Source organism: Rhodomicrobium sp. R_RK_3 (assembly GCF_002198715.1).
In the GTDB taxonomy this organism is placed as follows: Bacteria; Pseudomonadota; Alphaproteobacteria; order Rhizobiales; family Rhodomicrobiaceae; genus R-RK-3.
Genome location: NZ_MWLK01000006.1, coordinates 153,372 through 178,404, shown reverse-complemented (window position 1 = coordinate 178,404; position 25,033 = coordinate 153,372). Strand labels below are relative to the sequence as shown.

Genomic DNA, 25,033 nt, shown 5'->3' with positions numbered 1-25,033 from the left:
TTCACCATGCGTTTTCCGCCCGACGCCTTCCATTTATTCGCGGTAGATGGCAGTCTGTTGGACGTGCCTACCGAAAAGTGGAAGGTCCGATGGATCGTTTCGACTCCATGTCGATCCTGCTCAGCGTGGTGGAAGCCGGCAGCCTGTCGGCAGCGGGGCGCAAGCTGCGCATGCCACTGACGACGGTCAGCCGCAAGATCTCCGACCTGGAAGCGCATCTGAAGACCCGGCTCCTGAACCGGACCAGCCGCCAGCTCACGCTGACCGACGCCGGGCTCGCCTATGTCGCCGCCTGCAAGCGCATTCTGGAGGATCTGGGCGAGGCCGAGCGCGCGGCGATGGGCGAATATAGCGCGCCCAAGGGCAATCTGGTCGTCACCGCCCCGGTGGTGTTCGGTCGCCTGCATGTGCTGCCGGTGATCTCGGAATTTCTGAAAAGCTTCCCCGAGATCGACATCCGGCTGGTGCTCGCCGACCGCCTCGTCAATATCCTCGACGACCATATCGACCTCGCCATCCGCATCGGCCGCCTGCCCGACAGCAGCCTCGTCGCCATCCGCATCGGCGAGATCCGCCGCGTGATCTGCGCCAGTCCGTCCTATTGGGCGGCGCGGGGGCTGCCGGCCAGCCCTGACGAGCTGCGCACGCATGACTGCATCGCCTTTCAGGGCCTGACCGCGCCCGAGGCCTGGCGTTTCGGCAACGGCAATGCCGAGATGCTGGTGCCGCTGCATTCGCGGCTGGTCGTCAACACGGCGGAAGCCGCCATCGACGCGGCCATCGGCGGCGTCGGGGTGACGCGGGTGCTGTCCTACCAGATTGCCGACGCGGTGCGGGCGGGCCGGCTCGCGACCGCCCTCGAAGCCTTCGAGCCCGCACCCTGGCCGATCAGCCTCGTCCATGCCGGGCAAGGCCTATTGCCGCTGAAGTTGCGCGCCTTCCTCGATTTCGCCGCGCCCCGGCTGAAGGAGCGGGTGACACAGGCGGCGCTGTAGGTGGTCGGCAATGATGGAAGGGCTGACGCAACGGCTCGCTGCAATGTCCCGCTCGCCCCGCGGGCCCTCTGAGTATTCCGGAAACCTCTCATCCGTCGCCCCGGCCGAAGAGCCGGGGCCCACTCGCATATCCTCTTGCCGCAGCGATCGCGGATCAGCCATTGGGTCCCGGCTCACCGCTTCGCGGTGTCCGGGACGACGGGAGGGGCGAACGGTGGCCCAAGCGATCCCGCTCTTTACAGAAAGCTCGACGTGAATGCGGGCGACTCCGTCAGCGCGTGGGCCATGAACTCCAGCGCGCTGCGCACGCCGCTGCGCTCGGTCGGGCCGCCCAGGCAGACGCGCACGGCCTCGATGGGCGTGCCGTCGACCGTGAAGGCGTCGCTGGCGACGACGCCGATCCGGCTCGCCCGCATATGGCCGACAAAGGACGAGCGGGTCCAGGGCGGGCTGAGCGGTACCCAGAGATGGAAGCTCAGCGGGTCGGCGCGATAGCTGCCGGCGGGCAGCATTTCGGCGGCGAGCGCCTGCCGCGCCATGGTCTCCTTGCGGATGAAGCGCAGCAGGGCATCCGCCGTGCCGTCCTCGATCCAGCGCGTGGCGAGCGCTTCGGTGAGCGGCGAGGCCATCACCACCGCGCCGCGCAAGGCCGCCGCGAAGGGCCAGCCGGAGCGGGCGTCCGGCGTGATGACATAAGCGAGCCGCAAGCCTGCACCAAGGCATTTGGCGAGTCCCGCCACATGCCATGTGAGTTCGGGCGCGAGGGCCGTGAACGGCGCGGGGCCATCTACGGGGATGAAGCCATAGGCATCGTCCTCGACGATCGGCACGCCATAGCGCCGGGCGACGGCGACGATCTCGGCGCGGCGCTCGGGCGGGATGGTCAGGGTGGTCGGATTTTGCAGGGTCGGGTTGAGATAGAGTGCCTTTGGCGTCCGCTCGGCGCAGACCTTGGCGAAGGCGTCCGGGTCGATCCCCGCCTCGTCCATCGGCAGGCCGCGCAGCTCCAGCCCGAGCTGCGCCGCCAGTGCCCGCGCACCGGGATAGGTGATCGCCTCCGATAGGATCAGGTCGCGGCTGCGGGCGAGCGTTGTGAAAATGCCGAGCAGCGCCGGATGGGCGCCAGGGGTGATGAACAGCCGGTCGGCCGCCGGGGTCAGCGCGCGCTGGGCGAGCCATTTCAGCGCGCCGTCCTTGGCCGCGTCCGATCCGCCAAAGCCCTGATAGCGCATCAGCGCGACCAGATCCTGGCCGACCGCCTCCAGGCCCAATTCCATCCGCGCCAGCAGCAAGGGATCGTCCGGCTCCGGCGGCAGGTTCATCGAGAAATCGACCAGCTCCGGCCGCCGCGCCGCCGCCGCCGTCCGCACCTTTCGCTGCGCCTGGCGGACGAAGGTGCCCCGGCCGACGCGCGATTCGATCAATCCGCGCTTTTGCGCCTCGACATAGCCGCGCGCGACGGTGGTGAAATCCACGCGCAGACGGCGCGCGAGCTGGCGCTGCGGCGGCAGCCGGTCGAGCGGGGCGAGGCGGCCGCTCTTGATGTCCCTGGCGATAGCGTCCGCGATGGCGAGATAGCGGGGCTTGTCGTTGCCGGTCAGGTCTGGAAGCCAATCAGGCATCGGCGCGCTCAAAACCCCTTATCGACTATAGGCGATCTGCACCACCGCGTGCCCTGCGGCCCTGCGGCGCTTTCAGCCCGTTGCGATGCAAATATCGGGCCGCGCCAAGCATAGTCCAGAGCCTTCTGCACTGCCGGGAAAAAATGCAAAGGGCTGTTTCCGAGGCAGGCGAGCGCGGCGGCAAGGCGGAAGCGGGAATGCCAATTCCGCCTATTGACTGCATAATTGTATGCAAATTGACCGCATGTGCCAACGGAGTGAGCACGCGATCAATTGGCATGGAGTTTGCAATCCGTAAACGGCAACGCTTCCGGGCGCAGTGCCTGAGCGAAGCGGTTACGCTCACGACAGGAGAGGCTTATGCCCGCAGTCGCTTTTGCCCCGCACCAAAAAGGTGATTACCTCGTCGATTACGAAGAGAAGGTGTTTGAGGACGTCAAGGCGGAACCCGGCGAGAAGGCGCTCGTCACCTTCCACACGGTCGCCTTCGAAGGCTCGATCGGCTTCGTCAACCTGCTGCAAGCGACCCGCCTCCAGCGCAAAGGCTTCGAGACATCGGTACTGCTCTACGGTCCCGGCGTGACGCTGGGCATCCAGCGCGGCTTCCCCAAGCTCGGCGACGAGGCCTTTCCGGGCCAGCAGAATTTCAACAACACGCTGGTCAAGTTCATGTCCGAGGGCGGCAAGGTCTATGCCTGCCGCTTCGCCCTGCAGGCGCTTTACGGCCATGGCGAAGGCGCGCTGATCCCCGGCATCCGGCCGATCCACCCGCTCGACGTGCTCGACATCATCCTGCTGCACCGCAAGGACAATGCCTTCATGGTCCATACCTGGACCGTCTGAGCGCGATCTGACCAAGGCGGATCGAAGGGAGACCGGGATGGCCGAGAAACGAATGATCCGGGTTGCCGCCGTGCAGCTTTCGCCGGAGCTGGAGAGGCCCGGCGGCACGGTGGACAAGGTGCTGGCGGCGATCGCCGAGGCCGGCGCCAAGGGCGTCCGGCTGGCGGTTTTCCCAGAAACCTTCGTGCCCTGGTATCCCTATTTCTCCTTCATCTACCCGCCTTTCAAGACCGGCGCGGAGCATCTGCGCCTTTATGACAATGCCGTCGTGGTGCCGGGTCCCGTCACGGATGCGGTCGCCGCGGCGGCGAAGGCGCACGCCATGGTGGTCGTGCTCGGGGTGAACGAGCGCGATCATGGCACGCTCTACAACACCCAGCTCGTCTTCGACGCCGATGGCGCGATCGTGCTGAAGCGCCGCAAGATCACGCCGACCTTCCACGAGCGCATGATCTGGGGGCAGGGCGACGGCTCCGGCCTGACCGTCGTCGAGACCGCCGCCGGGCGCGTCGGCGCGCTGGCCTGCTGGGAGCATTACAATCCGCTCGCCCGCTACGCGCTGATGGCGCAGCACGAGGAGATCCACGTCGCGCAATTTCCCGGCTCGCTGGTCGGGCCGATCTTCGCCGACCAGATCGAGGTGACGATCCGGCATCACGCGCTGGAATCGGGCTGCTTCGTGGTCAATGCGACCGGCTGGCTGAGCGAAGCCCAGATCGCCGCCATCGCCCCGGATGAAAGTTTGCGCGGGCCGCTGCGCGGCGGCTGCATGACCGCGATCATCTCGCCGGAAGGCGTGCATCTGGCGCCGCCGCTCAAGGACGGCGAGGGCTTGGTGATCGCCGATCTCGACATGGGTCTCATCCTGAAGCGCAAGCGCATGATGGATTCGGTCGGCCATTATGCGCGGCCCGAATTGCTGCATCTCGTCCTCGACAGCGCCGCCGCCGTGCCCATGCGCGCCGCCGCCGCCACTGCCGCGCCTTTGTTTGCCGCCAGCCTTGGGAGTAATGCCGATGAGCCCGTCCCCGCAGAAGTCAGAGACGCTGGAGAAGCCGGTTCGGACGGAGACCCTCATCAACGAGTTGCAATCGCTGGGAGCGCGGCTGGCTGACCCGAAAGCCGGCGCCGAAAGCCGGCGCGGCGGGGCGGGCCCGTCCGACCACAAGGCGATGACGCTCGACGGCATGACGGTCATGGTGCCGGTGCACACCGCCCCCGCTTTCGAGAGCCCGTTCACCGTCGAGAAGCCGGACGCCGCCGGGCGCGGCCGCCTGCTGCGCGACGGCGTGCCGGTCAGCGAGGTGCTGTTCCCGAGCCGCCCGCGCTTCTACGACCTGACCACCGCCGACGGCATCCCCTATTGGAAGATCGCCGTCCTGCATGGCCGTGACGTGCTGGCGACCACCGTGCTGCAAAGCTGCATCCGCTATCAGAGCCGCACCAAGACCTGCCAGTTCTGCTCCATTGGCCAGTCGCTCGCGGCGGGCCGCACCATCGAGCGCAAGACCCCAGCGCAACTGGCCGAAGTCGCCAAGGCCGCCGCCGAACTGGACGGGGTCTCGCATATGGTGATGACCACGGGCACGCCGCGCGGCGAGGATCGCGGCGCGGCGATGCTGGCCGAAAGCGCCGCCGCCGTGAAAGCTGCCGTCGCGCTGCCGATCCAGGCGCAATGCGAGCCGCCCGGCGACGACATCTGGTTCGAGCGCATGAAGGCGGCGGGCGTCGACGCGCTCGGAATGCATCTGGAGGTCGTCACGCCGGAGCTGCGGGCGCGCATCATGCCCGGCAAGGCGCAAGTGCCGCTCGCGCGCTATTTCGAAGCCTTCGCCGCCGCCGTGCCGGTCTTCGGCCGCGGCCAGGTCTCGACCTATATCCTCGCCGGCCTCGGCGATACCAGGGAAGCCATCCTCGACATCAGCGCCAGGCTGATCGCGCTCGGCGTCTATCCCTTCGTCGTGCCGTTCGTGCCGATTTCCGGCACGCCGATGGAGAGCCACCCGGCGCCCGCGCCCGGCTTCATGCACGACATTCTGAAGCCGCTCGCCGAGATGCTGCACGCGGGCGGCTTGCGGGCGGCCGACGTCAAGGCCGGCTGCGCCAAGTGCGGCGCCTGCTCGGCGCTGTCGACCTATGAGCGGAGGGCGACGCTGTGATCTTCGACCCCTTCCTGCCCTTCATCGCCAGCGCCTACCGCGTCAAATACGCGACCGAGCCTTGGGAATTCCGCGATGCCGCCGCGCTGCGCCGCCGCGTCTTCTGCGACGAGCAGGGCCTGTTCGAGGACGACGACCGCGACGAGATCGACCGCATCGCCATCCCGCTGGTGGCGCTCTCCTTCCTCGGCCTTGACTCCGATGAAGTGGTCGGCACGGTGCGCATCCATGAGGCCGAGCCGGGGCTGTGGTGGGGCTCGCGCCTCGCCGTCGCCGAGCGCTACCGCAAGGTCGGGCAGATCGGCGCGGGGCTGATCCGGCTGGCGGTGTCGTCGGCCCACGCGCGCGGCTGCAAATGCTTCCTCGCCCATGTCCAGAGCCAGAACGCGCCGCTGTTTCACAAGCTGCATTGGGAGACGCTGGCCGAGATCGAGATCCATGGCCGCCCGCATCATCACATGCGGGCCGATCTCAGCCACTATCCGCCGATCGCCGATGCCGAAACCGGCTTCCTCTCGCTGCCGAAGAGGCTCGCCGCATGATCGAAAGCCGCCGCCTCGCCGAACTCGCCGAGCGCCTGCGCGACAGCCGGGGCTTCGCCGCCAAGCGCGACATTGCCGGCGCAATGGCGCGGCTCGGGCTGGCGGGCGGCGCGGCGGTCGCGGTCGGCGACGATTGCGCGGCGATCCCGGATGGCGACGGTTTCCTGCTGTTCGCCATCGAGGGTTTCATCAACGCGTTCGTCGCCGCCGATCCCTGGTTCGCGGGCTGGTGCGGGGTGATGGTCAATCTCTCCGACGTCGCCGCCATGGGCGGACGGCCGCTCGCCGTCGTCGATGCGCTCTGGGCCGATGGCGATGCCAAGGGCGAGCCGATCCTGGCCGGTTTGCGTGCGGCGTCGGCGGCGTTCGGCGTGCCGCTGGTCGGCGGCCATACCAATTTGCGCTGCGCGTCGAGCCAGTTGTCGGTCGCCGTCCTGGGCCGCGCGAAAAAGCTGCTGACCAGCTTCGACGCCAGGCCCGGCGACCGGCTGATCGCCGCCATCGATCTGCGCGGCCGCTATCGCGAGCCCTTCTCCAATTGGGAGGCCGCGACCACGGCGCCGGCCGAACGCCTGCGCGCCGACCTCGCTTTGCTGCCCGAGATCGCGGAGGCGGGCCTCTCGCGCGTCGCCAAGGACATTAGCCAGGGCGGGCTGATCGGCACCGCGCTGATGCTGGCCGAATGCTCCGGCGTCGGCGCGGCCATCGACCTCGCCGCGATCCCCCGGCCCGCCGAGGTCCCGCTGGAGCGCTGGCTGGAAACCTTTCCGAGCTTCGGCTATCTGATCGCCGCATCGCCGGCGGAGGCCGCCGCGATCGTGGCCCGCTTCGAGGCGCGCGGCATCGCCGCAGCCGAGATCGGCGCGATCACGGCCGGCAGCGCCATCACGATTTCCGAGCGAGCCCAGCGCGAAACCGTCTGGGATCATGCCAGGACGCCGTTTATCGGCTGTACAGTAAGGGAGCTGTCATGACCGCCACGACGCCACGACTTCGCATCGCCATTCTCGCCCATTCCACCAATCCGCGCGGCGGCGTCGTCCACGCCCTCGCCCTCGCCGATGCGCTGACCGAACTCGGCCATATCGCCGTGCTGCACGCCCCCGATCCGAGCGGGCGCGGCTTCTTCCGGCCCTCCGATTGCCGCACCGTTTCGGTGCCGGCCTCGCCCATCGGCAGCGATGTCGCCGAAATGGTCGAGATCCGCGCCGGCGAATATGTCAGCTATTTCGAGAACGCCGCCAATCGAGGCTTCGACGTCTGGCACGCCCAGGACGGCATTTCCGGCAATGCGCTGGCCACGCTGAAGGAGCGCGGGCTGATCCCCGGCTTTGCCCGCACCGTGCATCACATCGACAGCTTCCACGATCCGCGCCTGCACGCCATGCAATTGCGCGCCATCACCTCGGCCGACCGTCATTTCGTCGTCAGCCGCACCTGGCAGGACGTGCTCGCGCGCGATTTCGGGCTGGCGGCGCCCATCGTTGGCAATGGCGTCAGGCGCCGGGAATTCTCGCCCGTCCCCGACGGCACCGACGCCATTCTGCGGCGGACCTTGAAATTGACCGGGCGGCCGGTGTTCCTATCGATCGGCGGCGTCGAGGAGCGCAAGAACACGCTTCGGCTGTTCGACGCCTTTTGCCGCGTCCGCCTCACTTTTCCGGATGCGCAATTCGTCATCGCGGGCGGCGCATCCGTCCTGGATCATACCGCCTGGCGCTGCCAGTTCGACGCCGCGCTCGCCCAGAGCGGACTGCCGTCGGACGCCGTGCAGCTCACCGGACCCCTGCCGCAGCATTTGATGGCCGCCCTCTACCGCAGTGCCGACACGCTGGTCTTTCCATCGGTCAAGGAGGGTTTTGGCCTCGTCGTGCTGGAAGCCATGGCGAGCGGCGTGCCTGTTGTCACCTCGCGCATCGCGCCCTTCACCGAATATCTCGGCGAGGGCGATGTCGCGTGGTGCGATCCGCAGGAGCCGGCCTCGATCGCCGAGGCGATGGTCGCCTCGCTGGCGCCCGCCGCCCGCCGCACATGGATCGCGCGCGGCCATGAACTGGCGGCGCGGCACGACTGGACGACGGTCGCCGAGCGCCATCTCGCCGTCTATGCCGAACTCGCGGAGCCCGTCCATGCCTGAGATGCATTTCTCCATCCGCTGGCCCGATGGCAGCGTCGAGCGCTGCTATTCGCCCTCGCTTGTGGTGCGCGATTTCCTGGCCGAGGGCGCGGCCTACCCGCTGCCGAAATTCCTCATGCGCACCCGCGAGGCGCTGCTGCTGGCGAGCAATCGCGTCAAGGCCCAATACGGCTTCCCCTGCGGCCGGGCCCTGAGCCAGCTCTCGCGCATCGAGGAGCAGGCCGCGCGCTTCGCGCCCGACTCGGTGGTGACGGTCGAGCGGCTGGAGGAGGCCGCTGCCGTATTGCCGGGGGGCCGGTCATGACGGCACTCGCGCCGCATTACCCGGTCGTCATCGTCGGCGGCGGTCAGGCGGGGCTGGCGACGAGCTACCATCTGAAGGCGCGCGACATCGCCCATATCGTCCTGGAGCGCCATCGCATCGCCCATTCCTGGCGCAATGAGCGCTGGGACAGCTTCTGCCTCGTCACGCCGAACTGGCAGTGCCAATTGCCGGGCCATCCCTATCGCGGCGGCGAACCGCACGGCTTCATGCCCAAGGACGACATCGTCGCCTATGTCGAGGACTATGCGCGAAGCTGCGATCTGCCGGTCGCGGAAGGCATCGGCGTCGAGCGGCTCGAGCGCGACGGCGCGGCGTTCCGCCTGCAAACCAGCGGCGGCGCGATCACGGCGGACGCGGTGGTGCTTGCGGTCGGCGGCTATCACCGGCCGAATATTCCGCGCGGCGCCGAGGCGCTGCCGGCGGGCATCGCGCAGCTCCACTCCTCGCAATATCGCAATCCGGCGCAGCTACCTGACGGCGAGGTGCTGGTGGTCGGCTCAGGGCAGTCGGGCTGCCAGATCGCGGAGGATCTGCATCTGAGCGGGCAGCGGGTGCATCTGGTGGTCGGCAGCGCGCCGCGCTGTCCGCGCTTCTATCGCGGCCGCGACGCTGTCGACTGGCTCGCCGATCTCGGCCAGTACGACCTGCCCGTGCATCAGCATCCGCTGAAGGAAGGCGTGCGCAAGAAGGCCAACCACTATCTGACCGGACGTGGAGGCGGCCGCGACATCGACCTGCGCAAATTCGCCGGCGAAGGCATGCGGCTCTATGGACGCCTGCGGCGGATCAGCGAGGGTGTCATCGGCTTCGAGGACGATCTGGAAAAAAATCTCGACGCCGCCGACGCGGTCTATAACGGCATTTGCGCGCTGATCGACAAGCATATTGACGAGGCGGGCATTTCCGCGCCGCCCGGCGGCCGCTACGAGCCGGTCTGGCGGCCTGGCGATCCGGCGAATCCGGCGGCGGAGGCCCCGCCGCGCAGGCTGTGGCAGCGCGCCTTTTCCCCGGCGATCCCGGACAAGGCGCATCTGCAACTCGATCCGGTCGCGGCGGGCATCACCAGCGTCGTGTGGAGCACAGGCTTCCGCTCGGATTACGGCTGGGTGCGTCTGCCGATGTTCGACGGAAGCGGCTATCCGATCCATCAGCGCGGCGTCACCGCCATCGACGGCGTCTATGTGGTCGGGCTGCCCTGGCTGCATAGCTGGGGATCGGGCCGTTTCATCGGCGTCGGGCGCGATGCGGATTTCATCGTGCGGGCCATCGCCGAGCGCCAGAAAGCGGCCGTGCTCCCCGGCTATTACCATGTCCCCGCCATCGAGGGCGAGGTGGCGTATCATCCCTTCGCCAGCCACAGCTTTTCATAGAAGCGGCCCCGGAGAGGGGCCGCTCATGCCATGTCCTGAACAATCACCAATGGCGATGGCAACGCCAGCTATAGGAGTGGTCGTAGCAGTAGCGCTGATAGCGCCAATGGTCCTTGTGCCAATGGCGATGCCAGTAGCGGTGCTTGTGCCAGCGGTAATGCGAGGGCTTCCAATAATGCCGGTCCGAACCGTAATCGGAGTGGCCATAATTATAATGGGAGCTGTAGCCGTCGCCGTAATAGGTGACGGGGCGCGCGCCGTCCGCGCTGGCGGCCGAGCTGCCGGCAATCGCGGCCATGACCGCAAAGCCGAATGCGATGAAGGTCGTCTTCATGGGCTTTACTCCATCAATTGGATTGTAACGCAGGGTTGAGGTCGCGGCCGCCGGGGCTCAGCTCGGCAGCAGCACGCCGTCGATGACGTGGATGACGCCGTTCGACTGCAGCACATTCGAGATCGTGATGCTGGCCTTGCCGCCCTTCGCATCGATGACGGAAAGCTGCGTGTCCGAGGTCTTCTCGATGGTCAGGGTCCCGCCCTGCACGGTCTTCAGCGTGAAGCTGCCGCCCATTGCGCCGGCCTTGGCCATCAGCTCGTCGGCGGTAAAGCGGCCGGAGACGACGTGATAGGTGAGCACGCCCGCGAGCGTCTTCTTGTTCTCGGGCTTCAGCAGCGTCGGCACCGTGCCGGCGGGGAGCTTGTCGAAGGCGGCGTTCACCGGCGCGAACACCGTGAACGGTCCGGGGCCCTTCAGCGTGTCGACAAGGCCGGCGGCCTTGACGGCGGCGACGAGGGTGGTGTGGTCCTTGGAGTTGACGGCGTTGTCGACGATGGTCTTCGAGGGGAACATCGGCGCGCCGCCGACCATCACCGTGGTCTCAGGCTGGGCCGCCGATAGGCTGGTCGCCGCGCCGAAAGCCGCCGCGCCGATGGCCGCGATGGCGACGAGGGTCTTTGCAGATTTCAACATCTCACTTCTCCGATTTGCTTGGGCTCCATGTTCGGAGCTGGCGAAGTTACGGAGGCGGGACGGCAGGGTTTCAGATGCGGGGATCACGGAGTGGTGAGCGGGGCGGTGGCCCTGAACCTCCCCTCCCGTCGTCCCGGACGGCCGTCAGGCCGAGCCGGGACCCAACCCCGGCACCGCGAGCACTGCGGCAAGAGGAGATGCGAGTAGGCCCCGGCTCTGACGGCCGGGGCGACGGGGTGATTTGCCGAGTTTTGTAAAAGGTCTCCAACGAGAGAGCCTTTGGCCGCGGAGATCGGCCGTCAGAACGGCGCGCTGATCAGCGGGCCGCTATAGAGCACCGGGCCCGTCACCTTGCCGGTCGGCGAGCCGCCTTTCGGCTCGAGGCTGATGGCGACGGCGGAGGCTTCGATGGTGGCCGGGTCGTAGCCGTGCAGGCGCTGGCTGACGGTGAGCGGGGCCGAGATCACGCCGAGCGACCGGGGATCGCCGAGCTTGGCATTGATGAGCCAGAGTTCGTAGCTCTTGTCGGGCGCGGCCGGGCTGGTCAGCGGCTTGACCGTCAGCGTCCGCGTCGGCAGGTCGACGGTGACGAGGAAGGCGGGCGAGGCGGAATCCTTCTGCAGCACGGCGACGAGGCGGGTCTCCGGCGCGGGCGCGTGGATCCCCTGCCAAGCGATGAAGAATGCCAGCGAGGCCGCCAGCGCCGTGCTCGCCGCCGCAACCGACCGCCACAGGCTCAGCTTGCGGCGCAACTCGACGACATTGCCGGGGCGCTCACGCTCGGGCAGGCCGAGCCGCGTCTCGATGCGCGCGAACAGGTCGGCGGGCGGCGCTATCGGCTCACCCGCGTCGAGGAGCGGGGCGAACTGGCTCTCCCAGCGCAGGATGGCGCGGTCGAGCGCGGGCTCGCGCCGGCGGCGGGCGGCGATGGCGGCGCGTTCGGCCGCATCCAGCGTGCCGAGCACATATTCGCCGGCGAGGGCGTCGATATCGTCAAGCTCGTTCATCGCCGAGACACGCCCTGAGTTGCATGAGGCTGCGCCGCAGCCAGGTCTTGATCGTCGCTACCGGCGCACCGAATTTCGCCGCGAGCTCTTCCCGCGACATGCCGTGATGATAGGCCAGCAGCACCATTTCGCGCCGGTCCGGTTCGATGCCGTCGAGGCAGGCCATCAGCCGCGCCCAGGTCTCGCTCTTCTCGCGCGCATCGAGCGGGTGGACGAATTCGTCCGGCACATCCATCAGCTCCGGCCGCTCCTCGATCGAGACGGGCTGGGCGCGGCGCACCTCGTCCAGCGCCAGATTGCGCGCGATTACCGCCATCCAGGTGATCGGCGAGCCGGAGCCCGGATCGAACGACTCCGCGCGGCGCCAGATTCGCAAATACGCCTCCTGCACGATCTCGTCGGCGAGATCCTTCCTGCGTAAGATACGGAAGACGATGCCGTAGAGTTTCGCTGAAGTGGCGCGGAAAAGCATTTGAAATGCTTCGCGATCCTCCGCCGCGACGCGCCGCATCAGCACGACGAGATCCGTTGTCCCCGTTGGCGGTGCCACCAAACTCCCCTCCAGGCCGCGTCCGCCCGCGTTTTACCGGGATTTTATCGGACAGGGAAGGCCGTATGCGGAGCGCTTTCGCCGTGCCGGGCACAACCGGCGCAACCTGGCTCCCGCCTTCATCCCGATTCGATTGAGATCAATAATCAATAAATCGAAAATCCAACAACACGCCTTTTGGACGAATTCTCCAATAACTTTCCATCTTTATCAACGGTTTTTCCGCAATTTACTTTCACTGATTGCTTAGACAAACAGTATTTTTTGCGCCAGACAGGTCGATCGAGGAGTATAGGTGGCATGTGATAGTGTTCTGTGCTTTGGCGCTAGGAGTGTATCATGCGTCCTATGGTATTGATGTTTTCGCTGCTTTCGCTTTTGATGCTCGTTGGAGCGCCGAGCCCCAGCTACGCGGGCGATTGGTGTTTCTTTCGATCAAACGCGCCGAAATTAGGATTGCAGTGTCCGAGAGGCACATGCGCCTGCGGCTATACTTGCAAGTCATGTGACGGCTATTGCTTCGGTTGGCAGATGAGCCGTGGAATTCCGGGGCGTCTGGTCCGCCTCAACTAGTCTTTTCAAATGCGATGCGCCCGGCCAACCCGCGGCGCGTCGCTTTGCTCCGTTCAATACCGCCACCTGGGGAACCAAGGGGGGGTCATATTCCCGCATACCAGGAATAGCCGTTATCGGCCCAGTAGCTGCCATTGCCGCCGCCGATATTGGCAAAGCTCTCCACCGCCTCGATGGCCATCACATATTTCGCGTGCTTGTAGCCGAGCTGGCGCTCCACGCGCAGCCGCAGCGGCGCGCCATGGGCGACCGGCAAGTCCTGGCCGTTCATTTCATAGGCGAGGATGGTCTGCTCGTGCCAGGCGTCGTTGAGGTCGATGCTCTCGTAATAGGGGACGGGCGGGCTGAAATCGCCGCTCGGCAGGGCGTCGGCGCAGTGGAAGACGATGTAGCGCGCGGTGGGTTTGAGATCGGTCTTCTCCAAAAGCGCCGACAGCCGGGTACCGCTCCACTTGCCGATGCAGCTCCAGCCTTCGACGCAATCATGCCGGGTGATCTGCGTCCGCGACGGCAGGGCGCGCAGATCGGCGAGCGAGAACTGCGCCGGACGCCCGACGAGGCCGGTCACGTTCAGCCGCCAGTCGGAAAAGCCCTGGCCGGCGGCGGCTTGATAGGCTGCGTTGTCCGGATCGGTGCTGCCGTTCGGGCGGAACTTTGGCGACAGATCGGCCTCGTCGAATTCGGCGGCGAGCGCGTTGGGGCCGAGCGCCCGCTGCACGGTCTGGTCCACCGGGTTGGCCGCGCCGAGGATGCGGCGCACGGTCTGGTCCTGGGTGAGCTGGTCGCAGCCGGTAAGCAGCGCGGCGCCGAGGCCGCCTGCCATCTTCAGCAGCGCCCTGCGGTTAAGATTTTGCGCGATCGGCATGGCCGTCTCCCGTTTCGATGGCATAGCGGCCGGTGATCATCGACCGCAGATTGTTCCAAAAGCCCGAGGCCAGCACCATCGCAACATGCACGATGAAGAAGGCGAGCAGCCCCGAAGCGGCGAGGAAATGCACCGTGCGCGCCGATTGCCGTCCGCCGAACAGCGCGGGCAGCCATTGGAAATCGGCGTTGAGGCGCGGCGACATGCAAAGGCCGGTGACGATGACGAGCGGCACGAGGACGACGATCACCGCGAGATAGGCGAGCTGTTGCAGCACGTTATAGCGGCGCGCCTCCTCGCCCTGGGGGAAGCGGAGGCGGATATGCTCGCGGATCGCTTGGCCGACATGGGCGAGTTCGGCGCGCGTCGGCAGGAGGTCGCGGCTGAGATGGCGGCTGACGAGCGAGGCCAGAAGATAGACCGCGCCGTTGATGACGAGCAGCCAGGCGAAGAAGAAATGCCAGAGCCGCCCGCTGGCGAGATCCTGATAGGAGGGGAGCGTTGCCCAGCCGGGGAAGGGGCCGATGAGGGCGAGCGGGTTGTCGAAGGTCGAGATATTGCCCCAATAGAGGGCGGGATGAGCGTTGAAGATCTGCAACCCGCTCATCAGCAGCACCGCGAGGCAGAGCGCGTTGACCCAATGCGTCACGCGGGTGACGGCGGAATGCCGCCGAATCAGCAGTTTCGGCGATGGCTGGGGCATGGAAGCCTCCGTTCGGTCCTCGCGGGACTATACTGTGTCTGCCAGCGGAAGTTTCGCGCTGGATTGAGATCGATTGCGCACTTTTTCGTAATACGGGCGGAGGTCCGCTCCTGCCTCGCCCCGGCCGAAGAGCCGTGGCCCACTCGCCTCTCCGCGGGCACTGCGGCAAGCGGGGACGCCTGTAGGCCCTGGCTCTTCGGCCGGGGCGACGCTTCGGGAGGCGCATCGCAATGACGCAACGACCGGCCCCGTCCGCCACGGAGCCGGTCATCGAGAGCGGGCGGCCTCGCTCGGCCCGCCCGCACCACGCTACTCAATAATGCTCTTCGCGCTCGCAATTCGGGCCGCCGCGCTTGGCTTTGGGGGCGGAATAGGCGTCGCGCTTCATGCTGCGCTCGGTGCGGTATTGCGGCTGCTTCTCGTAGCCCGCCTTCATCTGCCCGGTGGGCTTCGGCTCGCCCGCGACCATGCCCTTAGGCGGCAGGTAGGAGGCGGTCATATCGGCGCCGGCTTGCGACTTCATCATCATGTCGCCGCCGACCCGCTTCATCCCCGCCGCCGGCAGCACGGCGATGTCGCGCACGTCGGAGGGAAGCCCGGCGATCGCCTTGCCGCCGCCTACCTTGCCGCTCGCCAGATCGACCGAATAGAGATTGCCCTTCGCCAGCAGCATCGCCGAATTCACGCCCATGCCGTCGGTCGAGATGTCGAAGGCGATGGTCTCGGCATCGATGCCGAGCAAGCCGATGCCGCTCAGGATGCCGTCATTCGGCGGCGCTTGGCGGAACAGGCCGCCGGTTGCGGCGTCGATATCGTAGAGCGTGGTTTCCTTGGCGCCCTTCACCGCATTCACATAGGCGCCCGCGATCACCATCGGCGAGCCGCCGATCGCCGGCTCGGTCGCGGCGAAGGTCAGAGGCTTGTCGGTCGCCACTTTGCCGTCATCGACATTGGCGCGCAGATTGGTGCCGTCGCTGCCGATGATGCGCATGCGGTCGGCGACCGGATTGAAATCGACGCTGATCTTCGCGCCTTCGGGCAGCGGCGTGTCGAGTTGGGATTTCGGCGTCGCGCGGCCGGATGCCGGGTCGATGGTCGAAACGCTGCCGTCGCCCGCAAGCGCGTAGAGCTGGCCATCCGCCGGGCGGATGTCGAGGCCGAGGATCGGCCCGGCGCCTTCGATCTTGGTGAGGCCGGTGGTCTTGCCGGTGCGGCTGTCGATGGTGGCCAGGAGGTCGGTGCCGACCAGGGCGAAAATGGTTTCGGCATGGGCGCTCGACACTTGCAAAGCCAGGGCCGCCGCCGCCGCGAGATAATAACGCATGGTGTTCTCTCCTCGAAAAACGGTCCGCGGGAATTCGCTGCCGTTGTCCGAGATACGGGGCGTTTCGGCGCGGGTTTTAAATCCGCGAAAAAAAATTTGCCTTAGCGCCGGATGTCGATTTCGCCGTCGAGCTTTAGGAGCTCGAAATCGGTCACCAGGATTTCGAGCTCGACCTGCCAGCGCCCGGCTTGCGGGATGGTGAGGCCGTCGACGGCCCAGGTGCCGTCGCCGGGGCGGGTGGCGGGGCGGCGGATCGGCTCGATGCCGGCGGTGGGGTTGGCGAGCACCAGCGTCAGCTCCCTGGCGGCGAGCGGGCCGAAATCGCCCGTCATCAGGAATATGGATGCGGTGGTGGTGCCGGCGCGGCCGGGGGTGAGGGTGAAATCGGCCATCGCCTTGGCGGTGTGGATGTGGATCGCGGCGGGCTTTGCGGCAGCTTCGGCGAGGGCGCGGGGCGGCGGCGTGAAGCGCCAGGCGGCGGCGACGCCGAAGATGGCGAGCATCAGCGCGGTTTCGATCAGGATGGAGCGGCGCAAAATGTGGAACGCGCCGACATCGCCGCCCAGCGTCCGATGCGTGAAGCGGTAGCGGTTGGCGGCGGCAAAGGCGAGCAAGGCGAGGAGCAAAGCCAGCTTGATGAGCAGGATCTGGCCGTATGCGGTGGTCCAAAGCGCATCGGGGCTCTGCACCTGGACGAAGGCGAGCAGGATGCCGGCCGCGAGCAGCGGCAGGATGGCGAAGGGGATCGACGCGGAGAAGCGGCGGAGGGCGGCGATCGAGTCGGGCCCGTTCGTGGCAAGGAGCGTGGCGAGCGGTATCAGCGAACCCGCCCAGAAGGCGATGGCGATGCCGTGCAGGAAGACGGCGGGGCGGGTGAGCCATTGCGGCGGCGCGGCGCTCGCATGTCCGCTGGCGGCGAGGGCCAGTCCGACGGCGATCAGGGCGAGGAGGGACAGTGCTTTGGCGGGCCAGCCCCTCGGCAGCAGGGCCAGCAATCCGCCGACGAGGGCGATAGCGGCGAGAGACGCGGTGTCGCCAAAACTCGTTGCGAAGCCGGTTGCCCAAACGATCCGCCTGCCGAGCCCGTCGAGCGAAGCACCGAGCGCATCGACGCCTTGCAGTCCGACCGAAATCCCAACCGCGAGCAAGCCCAGCCCCATCACACCGGCGGCGAGACTCCTTGCGCCTCTGCCGCCGTCGCCGATCCACGCCGCGAAAAACGCGCCGCCGACGCCGAAGAACAGCCCGGCATAGAGCAAGACCCTCGCGGCCCAAAGGGCGCGCCGCACCGGCCAATCGACGGCTTCGTCAATATCCGGCAGCGGCCCCGCGCTCGGCGCGCCGATCGAGAACAGCAGCGACCCGCCGACCGGATGCCCGTCCTCGGAGACCACGCGCCAGCTCAGCGCATGCGTCCCGGCGCCCAGCCCGGGCGGCGCGTCGATGCTGAGCCTGTTGCCCTCCAGCGCGAAATGGTCCAGCGCGACCGCGCTGCCATCGGGGCGGATCAGCTTCAGCACCAGCGGCGCAATGGGCTGGTTGAAGGTCAGCGTCAGGCGCTGTGGCGCCGCCGCGACGACGCCGTCATCCGCCGGCTCCGACCCCACCAGCGCCGCATGGGCAAAGGCAGGCGCGCCCGAAGCGAGCAGCGCCGCCATGGCCAAAAGGATCAGCGCGATCCGCCTCATTTCTTCGGCAAGAGCTTGACGCCCGGCGCCGGCTTTTCGTAATCCGCCGCCGATTTGCCCGCTTCCGGGATCTCGATCCAGCGCTCGACGCCCTGTTCGCATTCCTGCACGACGGGGAAGTAGAGCACCGTCTCCGGCGCCAGATCGGCGGTGAGGCTGGTCTGCATGACGAACTCGTCATAATAGTCATCGGGCAGTTTGCCGCCGCTCCAGACGACTTCCTTGACGCCTTCGCTCAGCGTCACCCCGTGATAATAGGGGTAGGACTTTGCATATTTGCCCTTCACGGTTTCCAGCGACCAGCCCGGCTTCGGCATCGGCTTGACGGCAATGACCCCTTCGGGGATCTGCACGCGCAGCTTGACCGTCGCCGCGCCCTTGCAGCCATGCGGCACGCGGAAGACCGCCTTATAGCCCGACGCAACCGGCGCTTCCTTGGCCTCCAATGTGACATGGGCGAGGGCGGGCGCTGTCCCGGCCGCGAGCAGCGCGGCCGCGAGAATGGATTTCAGCATCAATGGTCCCCGCGCGCTTAATGCTTGTGATGGCCGTGCGCTTCAGCGCCGGTCGCGCCGATCGCCTGCACTTCGAACTCCACGGGAACCTTGCCGGCCTTCTCGAAGGCGAGCGCGCCCTTGATCATGGCGCCCTGCTTAAAACCGCTCTTCAGGCCCATCATCATCAGGTGGTAGGAGCTGGGCTTGAACTCGACGGTTTCGCCCGGCTTGATCTCGACGCCGTCATCCAGCTTGCGCATCTTCATCAGGTCGTTCTCGACCGACATCTGATGCACTTCGACCGTCTCCACGCCGTCCGCCGAGCCGCCGACCAGCCGGTCGGGCGCGGTGCCGTGATTGGTGATGGTCATGTAGCCGGCGGCCGTCTTGGCGCCGGTGGGTGTCGCCCGCGTCCAGGGGTGATCGATTTCGAGGCTGCCGGCCTTGAATTCATGGGCGGCAAGAGGGGCGGCGGTAATGGTCAGCGCGGCAGATAAGAGAGAGGCGCGCAAAATATTGCGGAAATGCAGCATGGTTTAAGCTCCTGAGGGCTTTGGCGTATCGAATGATGTGCGCCCGGCTTATGTGTCCGGCCCGAAGGCAGCGGGCATAAGCATGGGCAGAAGTCTCAGGAGAAATACGGGGGTGCCCGGGCGCTGTGCGCGTCGAGACGGAAGGGCAGGGCGGCGTCCTGACCGGCGCGCGTGGCCAGGGCGGGCGCGAATTGTTCGCCTGCCGGGAGGGCATGATCGGCGGCGGTCGCCAGATGGCCAAGCGCGGAATAGGGGCAGAGCGTGGCAGCGTGTCGATGATCCGCGTTTTGGTCGTCGCTCGGATCGGCGGGCAGCGAGCGGCTGTCGCCGGAGCTGCAAAGCACGAGTTTGAACTCGCCCCGCGCGGCGGCGGCCGGATCGGGCATCACGCCCGGCGCGATCACAGCGCGCAGCAGCACGACGAACACGCCGAGCCATGCGGCCAGCGCTCCGAATGCCATGCGACGCGGATTTAGCCCAATCATCATGCGCTAAATACTAAGCAATAATGCGAAATTTGGGCAGTGTTTCTTTTGGCCGCAAAGGGCGCGCGTTGCTGGGCCGGACGGCTCCACCAACAGGCCCCCGCGCCAGGCGCGCCGGCTTGGACTTTAGGCCCACGAGCCGATCCTCGACAGTTTCCGCCAGCGCGCCGGCATGCTCTATGTCGGCTTCCTGGAAGCGCCGTTCTCGCGCGCCAAAACCATCACGCTCGTGAGCGTCGCGCTGGCCTTCTGCGCCATCACCGCTGTTCTAGTCAGGATTTAGCCTGGCCCGTGCCTCGCTTTCCGGTGTCATGACCGGAGGGCGGGGCATTTTTGTGCGGAGCTACGTCTTGACGATGGTGCGCGCGTCAAGCGGGCAAAGGTGGCGAACGTCACTTGGCGGCGGCGCGCATCCGCGCTATCGAATCGCGGGGCCGGACGAGGTTGCGGACCCCGGCCGGTTTCGCGGATTTTTGGAGCGTGCAAGCCCATGGCCCGGTTTTTTCGCCGCCTCCCGCGACGCAGGCCGCTCGCCGCCCTCGCCTTGCTCGCGCTGATCGCGGCGAGCGCCGTCGCCGTCACCGCGATGCTGGCTCACCTGCCGGGGCGCGGTGCGCGAAGCTCCGGCCTCGTCCTGGCCGATCCGAGGCCGGCCGCCGCTTTTCCGCTCAAGGTCGAGGCGGGCAAGCGGTATCTCGTCGATGCGGGCGGCGCCCCGTTCCTGATCCAGGGCGACGCCGCCTGGTCGCTGATCGCCGATCTGACCCGCGCCGAGGTCGACATTTATTTGGCCGACCGGCACGCGCGCGGCTTCAACACGCTGCTCGTCAACCTCATCGAGCATCAATTCGCCCGCAAGGCGCCGAGCAACGCCAATGGCGACGCGCCCTTCACCGAGCCGGGCGATTTCACCAAGCCGAACGAGGCTTATTTCCGCCACGCCGACTGGGTGCTGGGCCGCGCCCGCGCGATGGGCTTCATGGTGCTGCTGACCCCGGCCTATATCGGCTTTTCCGGCGACGACCAGGGCTGGTGGCGGAGCATGGCGAAGGCCGGTCCCGACGCGATGCGCGGCTACGGCGAATTTCTCGGCCGTCGCTATGCCGGGTATGACAATATCATCTGGGTCAATGGCGGCGATTACGACCCGCCCGACAAGGCGCTGGTCGGCGCCGTCGCCGCCGGGCTGAAAGCCGCTGCGCCCCAGCAATTGCACACCGCGCATAATGGGCCGGAGACCGTCGTGCCGGAATTTTGGCGCGGCTCGCCCTGGCTCGACCTGACCACCCTCTACACCTATCAGCCGGTCTGCCAGCGCGCCGCCGAGGCTTACCGGGAGCCCGGCGGGCGTCCGGCCTTCCTCATCGAGAGCACCTATGAGGACGAGCACGATGCCGGTCCCCAGCGTGTGCGGCAGCATGCTTATTCGGCGCTGTTATGCGGCGCGTCGGGGCAGGTGTTCGGCAACAATCCGATCTGGCATTTCGGCCATCCCGGCCTCTTCCCCGCCCCGACCGACTGGTGGCACGCGCTCGGCAGCCAGGGCGCGCAGAGCATGACGCATCTGGTGAACCTGTTCCAGGGCGTGCCCTGGTGGGAGCTGCGGCCGGATCTGGACGGCACGCTGGTCGTTGCGGGCCGAGCGGAGGGCATGGAGCAAGCCGTAGGCGCGCTGACGGCGGACCGGAAGCTAGCGTTAGTCTATTTGCCGACGGCGCGCGAGATTTCGATAGATCTCGGTAAGTTTGACGGCAAGGTGGTCTCGGCGCGCTGGATCGATCCGTCGAGCGGCAAGGAGACGGATGCGGGGGGATCGGTCGAGACGTCGGGGGGGCGTAAGAGTTTCACGCCGCCTGGGCAGAATGCGGCCGGCGATGGGGATTGGGTGCTGGTGCTAAGGGTCGCGAACTAGGCCATCGCGCGGATCAGAAATGGCGAACCGCGCCCGGCATGTCGCACAATTCAACAGCAGCGGACCCAGCTCAATACAAAGAGATATTTCGAAATCCCCGCGAAGGCGGGGATCCAGTACGCCGCAGCGCCAGAGGTCAGGCAGCAAGCCAATTCCGGCTTCGTGAATACTGGATCCCCGCCTTCGCGAGGATTGCGTTTAATTGATTACCCGCCCGCCGCAGGCCGAGCGCGGGCGGCGGCCCGGCGCGCCTTGGATGGATTCATCTTCTTGCGCGGCTTGCCGTCATCTCCGGCGCCGGGGCGGGTGGCCGCATCCGGCTGATGCCCTAACTTGCGCTTTGCGCCTTCCAGCTTGCCGCGCGGCGGACCAGCCTTCCGGTCGGCGAAGGACTTGCCAGAATGTGGAGGACGCCCGCGTCCGTCCTCGGTCTGCTCCGGCGCGGAATCCATGCGCTTGACCTTGATGCTGTTCTCCAGCGTGCGGCTCGGGCCGATGGCGGCGAAGAAGCGGTCGACGCTGTCCGCCGCGAGTTGGACATGGGTCTCGTCGGGCTGGATCTTGATCGCGCCGATGTCGCGCTTGGTGATCTTGCCCGCGCCGCACAGCATCGGCAAAAGCCAACGCGGCTCCGCATTCTGCTTGCGCCCGACCGAGATCGAGACCCAGACGCTGTCGCCGAATTCGGTGCGCTGGGGCTTCCTCGGCTCGGCCGCCGACCGCGGCGCCGGCGCGACATCCAGCAGATCCTCCGGCGCCGATTGCCCCGCCCGGTAGCGGCGCACGAAGGCGGCGGCGACCTGCTCGGCCCCGTGCCGTGCCAGCAATTCCTGCACGAAGGCGGTCTCGTCCTCCTTCAGCGGCTCGGTCAAGGCCGGATCGGCCAGGATGCGCTCGTCGTCGCGGCGGATGACGTCGTCGGCGGAAGGCGGCTTGGCCCAATTGGCATTGATGCCGGCACTCATCAGCAGGCGTTCGGCGCGTTTGCGCGCGCTTTGCGGCACGATCAGCACGCTGACGCCCTTGCGGCCGGCGCGGCCCGTCCGCCCGCTGCGGTGCAGCAGCGCCTCGCGATTGGTCGGCAGGTCGGCGTGGATGACCAGTTCCAGATTGGGCAGATCGATGCCGCGCGCGGCGACATCGGTGGCGATGCAGACGCGGGCGCGGCCGTCGCGCATCGCCTGCAGCGCGTGGGTTCGCTCGGACTGGCTGAGTTCGCCCGACAGCGCCACCACCGAAAAGCCGCGATTGCTGAACCGCGCCGTCATATGGCTGACGGCAGCGCGCGTCGCGCAGAAGACGAGGGCGGTCTTCGCCTCGAAATAGCGCAGCACGTTGACGATCGCATTTTCCTTCTCGTGCGATGCGACCAGCAGGGCGCGATATTCGATGTCCAGATGCTGCTTCTGCTCGCCGGCGGCGGTGATGCGCACGGCGTCGCGCTGATATCGCTTGGCGAGATCGACGATCGAGCGCGGCACTGTGGCGGAGAACATCAGCGTGCGCCGCTCGGTCGGCGTTGCCTCCAGGATGAATTCCAGGTCTTCGCGGAAGCCGAGATCGAGCATTTCGTCGGCCTCGTCAAGCACCACGGCCTTCAGCTCGGAGACGTCGAGCGAATTGCGGGTGATGTGGTCGCGCAGGCGGCCCGGCGTGCCGACGACGATATGCGCGCCCCGTTCCAGCGCCCGGCGTTCGCCGCGCATATCCATGCCGCCGACGCAGGAGGCAATGGTCGCGCCGGTCGGCTCATACAGCCATTCCAGCTCGCGCTTGACCTGCAAGGCAAGCTCCCGCGTCGGGGCGATCACGAGGGCGAGCGGCGCGCCGCCATGCGTGAAGCGCTCGGCCCCGTCCAGGAGGCCGGGCGCGAGCGCCAGGCCGAAAGCGACGGTCTTGCCGGAGCCGGTCTGCGCCGAGACCAGCGCGTCCTTGCCGGTCAGCTCGGGGGCGAGCACCGCGCGCTGCACCGGCGTCAGTTCGGCATAGCCGCGTTTGCTGAGCGCCTGGCCAAGCGCCGGAACGATGCCGTCGAACTCTGTCATGCGTAGGGTCTTTCAGAATTCGGGTGTCATTGCCCGGTTTCGGATCGCCTGATTGAGGCGCATCTCGGCGCGGCCGATGGTGCGGTGCGACAAATGCTTGATGCATTTGATACGTGGCGTCGGCTGAGTTGTACAGAGCACTTGGGCGCGTCATGTTGATTGCGCAGATCTGCGTTGCGGCGCCGCACAAGGCGGAAATTTCGGTCTAGGCAAGGCTGACGCCGCTTGCCGTCTTGTGTCCAGCCTCCGCAGCTATGTATTGAATTGTCTGCCGCAAGTCATTGATATTCTATGACGATCATCACAAGAATAGTTCCCCCTCTGTTCTTTGCACGCTCTGAGTGTCGTACCCGATTTGCCACTCTTATTGGCAAACCCGCCTGCTTTTTCGCCCGTGCGCGATTGCATTATGGTCCGCGCCGGACTCTTGCGATAAATTCCCGGCGGGGGACTTTGGGCGACGGATGGGATTTCGGTTTCCGTTGGCAGTTGCGTTCGGTGTGCGGCACCGGCCGCTCCCCCCGCAGAAAGCACGTTTGGGGGAGTGTGTTTTATGTCTGCTTTATCCGTTTCGTTCGCCGATTTGCGGCGCGGAGCCTTCGGGCGCAGTTTGAACCGCGCCTTCGCCAAATTTGCCGGCCTGCTGATCTGCCTGCCGCTCGCCGCCTGCGCCTTCACCGATTCGACCGTCGATGGCCGCTACGACACCATCAACCGCAGCACCGACGCAGCCCGCAATCAGGCCATCCTTTTGAACATCGTGCGCGCCTCCAAGGCCGAGCCGCTGAATTTCGTGGCCTTCTCCAAGATCGGCGGCACCACTTCGACCAGCCTGGGCGTCGGCCTGCCGTCCTTCCTGATCGGGCCGGACAAGGTACCGAACCAGCGGCAGGTGACGCTCGGCAACAGCACGTTGAACGGCAGCGTCGCGGCGAACAGCAATTTCGACATCGCCATCCTGGAGAACAAGGATTTCTACAGCGCGCTGCTGACGCCCGTTGACGACGTGACGCTGAATTTCTTCGAGCGCCAGGGCTATCCGCGCGAGCTGCTGTTCTGGCTGTTCGCCGATGCGGTCCGCGTGACGCAGGGCTCGAAGACCGTCGAGTTCCGCAACGAGCCGTCGGAGGAGAAATCCTGCGAGACGCTCGGGGCGCATCGCTGGTGCTTCGTCGATTATGTCGATGCGGCCATCGACACCGGCTTCCGCGTCGAGACGCGCGTCGTCGAGAAGCAGCAGCCGGGTTCGGATGGGCGGCCGCGCAGCGTCCCCAAGACCGAAGGCCGGCCGTGCTTCGATCCGGTGCTGGCCGACCGGGCAAGACGCGAAGTCCTCGAAGGGGTGCGCAAGCGCCCGCGCGGACCGCTGGCGCAAGGGCTCAATCCGATTTGCGGCAAGACGCCCTGGCCGAAGTCCGAGGACGGCGAAGGCCGGCGCGGTAAGTCCGCTGCCTCCGAGGGCCTTTCGGTCAATCGCCTGATCGTTCAATCGGCGCCGTCGCCGGCGCAGGATTATACGCCCCGGTCGCTGCGTCCGGGTGGCGAGGCGGCGCCGCAAAAATTCTCCGGCGCCAAGCAATATTATGAGATCTCGACGCGCTCGACCTACGGCATCTATCAGTTCCTCGGCCGGATCTTGGCCGAGGGCGCCATGGACCGCGTCCGGCTGGACGGCACCGGCAAGGAGGATTCCCGCGTGCTGACCATCGTCGAGGGCGGCTCGGTGCCCTGCTTCACGGAGGTCGAGGATTTCGGCAAGCATTACTGCGTCCCCGCCGAGGGCGCGGAGAATACCAAGCGGATCATCAGCTTGCTGGCCCAGTTGCTGGCGCTGAAGACGCCGCAGACCGATCTGCCCTTCACCCCGACGGTGCGGCTGACGCCGTAA

At 66.9% G+C, this 25,033-nt stretch carries 24 protein-coding genes; 11 read left to right on the top strand and 13 right to left on the bottom strand.

All coding sequences use genetic code 11. The features are described 5' to 3' along the window. Positions 1-89: 89 nt before the first annotated feature. Positions 90-995, top strand: a complete 906-nt coding sequence (locus tag BLEFHOIH_RS02865) for a LysR substrate-binding domain-containing protein (RefSeq protein WP_088342988.1) — start codon at positions 90-92, stop codon at positions 993-995. Between the two features lie 236 nt (positions 996-1,231). Here the strand turns inward: BLEFHOIH_RS02865 and BLEFHOIH_RS02860 are convergent, their stop codons facing one another. Continuing rightward, positions 1,232-2,617 (bottom strand): PLP-dependent aminotransferase family protein, encoded by a 1,386-nt coding sequence (locus tag BLEFHOIH_RS02860; RefSeq protein ID WP_088343136.1) that lies wholly within the window; start codon positions 2,615-2,617, stop codon positions 1,232-1,234. A gap of 360 nt (positions 2,618-2,977) precedes the next feature. Between BLEFHOIH_RS02860 and BLEFHOIH_RS02855 the strand changes: the two genes are divergently transcribed. Genes BLEFHOIH_RS02855 through BLEFHOIH_RS02820 form a run of 8 tightly spaced genes read left to right on the top strand, consistent with a single transcriptional unit; the run spans position 2,978 to position 9,993 of the window. Then, a complete protein-coding gene (locus BLEFHOIH_RS02855) occupies positions 2,978-3,460 on the top strand; it encodes an MSMEG_0572/Sll0783 family nitrogen starvation response protein (protein ID WP_088342987.1) in 483 nt (160 codons plus the stop codon). A 37-nt stretch (positions 3,461-3,497) separates the two neighbouring features. Continuing rightward, complete coding sequence (locus tag BLEFHOIH_RS02850) at positions 3,498-4,574, top strand: Nit6803 family nitrilase (protein WP_088342986.1); 1,077 nt, start codon at positions 3,498-3,500, stop codon at positions 4,572-4,574. Further along, positions 4,477-5,619 carry an MSMEG_0568 family radical SAM protein gene (locus BLEFHOIH_RS02845; protein WP_088342985.1) on the top strand — a complete coding sequence of 381 codons (1,143 nt, stop codon included), beginning with the start codon at positions 4,477-4,479 and terminating at the stop codon, positions 5,617-5,619. The genes BLEFHOIH_RS02850 and BLEFHOIH_RS02845 overlap by 98 nt, the downstream gene beginning before the upstream one ends. Next, the gene (locus BLEFHOIH_RS02840) at positions 5,616-6,161 is read left to right on the top strand and encodes an MSMEG_0567/Sll0786 family nitrogen starvation N-acetyltransferase (RefSeq protein ID WP_170936961.1); all 546 of its coding nucleotides are present in this window, start codon (positions 5,616-5,618) and stop codon (positions 6,159-6,161) included. Before BLEFHOIH_RS02845 ends, BLEFHOIH_RS02840 begins: the two co-directional genes overlap by 4 nt. Continuing rightward, positions 6,158-7,135: a sll0787 family AIR synthase-like protein gene (locus tag BLEFHOIH_RS02835; RefSeq protein WP_088342984.1), complete on the top strand. Its 978-nt coding sequence runs from the start codon at positions 6,158-6,160 to the stop codon at positions 7,133-7,135. The genes BLEFHOIH_RS02840 and BLEFHOIH_RS02835 overlap by 4 nt, the downstream gene beginning before the upstream one ends. Continuing rightward, positions 7,132-8,298: an MSMEG_0565 family glycosyltransferase gene (locus tag BLEFHOIH_RS02830; RefSeq protein WP_088342983.1), complete on the top strand. Its 1,167-nt coding sequence runs from the start codon at positions 7,132-7,134 to the stop codon at positions 8,296-8,298. The genes BLEFHOIH_RS02835 and BLEFHOIH_RS02830 overlap by 4 nt, the downstream gene beginning before the upstream one ends. Next, positions 8,291-8,602 carry an MSMEG_0570 family nitrogen starvation response protein gene (locus BLEFHOIH_RS02825; protein WP_088342982.1) on the top strand — a complete coding sequence of 104 codons (312 nt, stop codon included), beginning with the start codon at positions 8,291-8,293 and terminating at the stop codon, positions 8,600-8,602. The genes BLEFHOIH_RS02830 and BLEFHOIH_RS02825 overlap by 8 nt, the downstream gene beginning before the upstream one ends. Beyond that, positions 8,599-9,993 carry an MSMEG_0569 family flavin-dependent oxidoreductase gene (locus tag BLEFHOIH_RS02820; protein WP_088342981.1) on the top strand — a complete coding sequence of 465 codons (1,395 nt, stop codon included), beginning with the start codon at positions 8,599-8,601 and terminating at the stop codon, positions 9,991-9,993. Before BLEFHOIH_RS02825 ends, BLEFHOIH_RS02820 begins: the two co-directional genes overlap by 4 nt. Before the next feature lie 43 nt (positions 9,994-10,036). On the opposite strand, the gene BLEFHOIH_RS02815 is transcribed toward BLEFHOIH_RS02820, so the two are convergent. The 11 genes from BLEFHOIH_RS02815 to BLEFHOIH_RS02760 all read right to left on the bottom strand — a co-directional run bounded on the left by BLEFHOIH_RS02815 (position 10,037) and on the right by BLEFHOIH_RS02760 (position 19,164). After that, positions 10,037-10,327 (bottom strand): hypothetical protein, encoded by a 291-nt coding sequence (locus BLEFHOIH_RS02815; RefSeq protein ID WP_088342980.1) that lies wholly within the window; start codon positions 10,325-10,327, stop codon positions 10,037-10,039. A gap of 57 nt (positions 10,328-10,384) precedes the next feature. Continuing rightward, positions 10,385-10,963 carry a fasciclin domain-containing protein gene (locus BLEFHOIH_RS02810; RefSeq protein WP_088342979.1) on the bottom strand — a complete coding sequence of 193 codons (579 nt, stop codon included), beginning with the start codon at positions 10,961-10,963 and terminating at the stop codon, positions 10,385-10,387. Between the two features lie 299 nt (positions 10,964-11,262). Further along, on the bottom strand, positions 11,263-11,970 hold the full coding sequence (locus tag BLEFHOIH_RS02805; RefSeq protein ID WP_088342978.1) for an anti-sigma factor: 708 nt from the start codon (positions 11,968-11,970) through the stop codon (positions 11,263-11,265). Further along, entirely contained in the window at positions 11,957-12,481 is a 525-nt protein-coding gene (locus tag BLEFHOIH_RS02800; protein ID WP_088342977.1) for a sigma-70 family RNA polymerase sigma factor, read from the bottom strand. Before BLEFHOIH_RS02800 ends, BLEFHOIH_RS02805 begins: the two co-directional genes overlap by 14 nt. A 697-nt stretch (positions 12,482-13,178) precedes the next feature. Continuing rightward, positions 13,179-13,952, bottom strand: a complete 774-nt coding sequence (locus tag BLEFHOIH_RS02790) for a molybdopterin-dependent oxidoreductase (RefSeq protein ID WP_088343134.1) — start codon at positions 13,950-13,952, stop codon at positions 13,179-13,181. Next, a complete protein-coding gene (locus tag BLEFHOIH_RS02785; protein WP_088342975.1) occupies positions 13,936-14,661 on the bottom strand; it encodes a cytochrome b/b6 domain-containing protein in 726 nt (241 codons plus the stop codon). Before BLEFHOIH_RS02785 ends, BLEFHOIH_RS02790 begins: the two co-directional genes overlap by 17 nt. A gap of 313 nt (positions 14,662-14,974) precedes the next feature. Further along, complete coding sequence (locus BLEFHOIH_RS02780) at positions 14,975-15,985, bottom strand: DUF4394 domain-containing protein (RefSeq protein ID WP_088342974.1); 1,011 nt, start codon at positions 15,983-15,985, stop codon at positions 14,975-14,977. Between the two features lie 101 nt (positions 15,986-16,086). Further along, complete coding sequence (locus BLEFHOIH_RS02775; RefSeq protein ID WP_088342973.1) at positions 16,087-17,673, bottom strand: copper resistance CopC/CopD family protein; 1,587 nt, start codon at positions 17,671-17,673, stop codon at positions 16,087-16,089. Continuing rightward, positions 17,670-18,188, bottom strand: coding sequence for a DUF1775 domain-containing protein (locus tag BLEFHOIH_RS02770; RefSeq protein WP_088342972.1), 519 nt, complete (start codon positions 18,186-18,188; stop codon positions 17,670-17,672). Before BLEFHOIH_RS02770 ends, BLEFHOIH_RS02775 begins: the two co-directional genes overlap by 4 nt. Positions 18,189-18,205: 17 nt before the next feature. Then, positions 18,206-18,703, bottom strand: a complete 498-nt coding sequence (locus tag BLEFHOIH_RS02765; RefSeq protein ID WP_088342971.1) for a copper chaperone PCu(A)C — start codon at positions 18,701-18,703, stop codon at positions 18,206-18,208. Between the two features lie 95 nt (positions 18,704-18,798). After that, positions 18,799-19,164 carry a DUF2946 family protein gene (locus BLEFHOIH_RS02760; RefSeq protein ID WP_170936960.1) on the bottom strand — a complete coding sequence of 122 codons (366 nt, stop codon included), beginning with the start codon at positions 19,162-19,164 and terminating at the stop codon, positions 18,799-18,801. Positions 19,165-19,678: 514 nt separating this feature from the next. Here BLEFHOIH_RS02760 and BLEFHOIH_RS02755 point away from each other — a divergent pair. Continuing rightward, a complete protein-coding gene (locus tag BLEFHOIH_RS02755; protein WP_088342969.1) occupies positions 19,679-21,100 on the top strand; it encodes a glycoside hydrolase family 140 protein in 1,422 nt (473 codons plus the stop codon). A 206-nt stretch (positions 21,101-21,306) separates the two neighbouring features. Here the strand turns inward: BLEFHOIH_RS02755 and BLEFHOIH_RS02750 are convergent, their stop codons facing one another. Then, complete coding sequence (locus BLEFHOIH_RS02750; RefSeq protein WP_088342968.1) at positions 21,307-23,145, bottom strand: DEAD/DEAH box helicase; 1,839 nt, start codon at positions 23,143-23,145, stop codon at positions 21,307-21,309. Positions 23,146-23,698: 553 nt separating this feature from the next. Between BLEFHOIH_RS02750 and BLEFHOIH_RS02745 the strand changes: the two genes are divergently transcribed. After that, a complete protein-coding gene (locus BLEFHOIH_RS02745; protein WP_125461556.1) occupies positions 23,699-25,033 on the top strand; it encodes a hypothetical protein in 1,335 nt (444 codons plus the stop codon).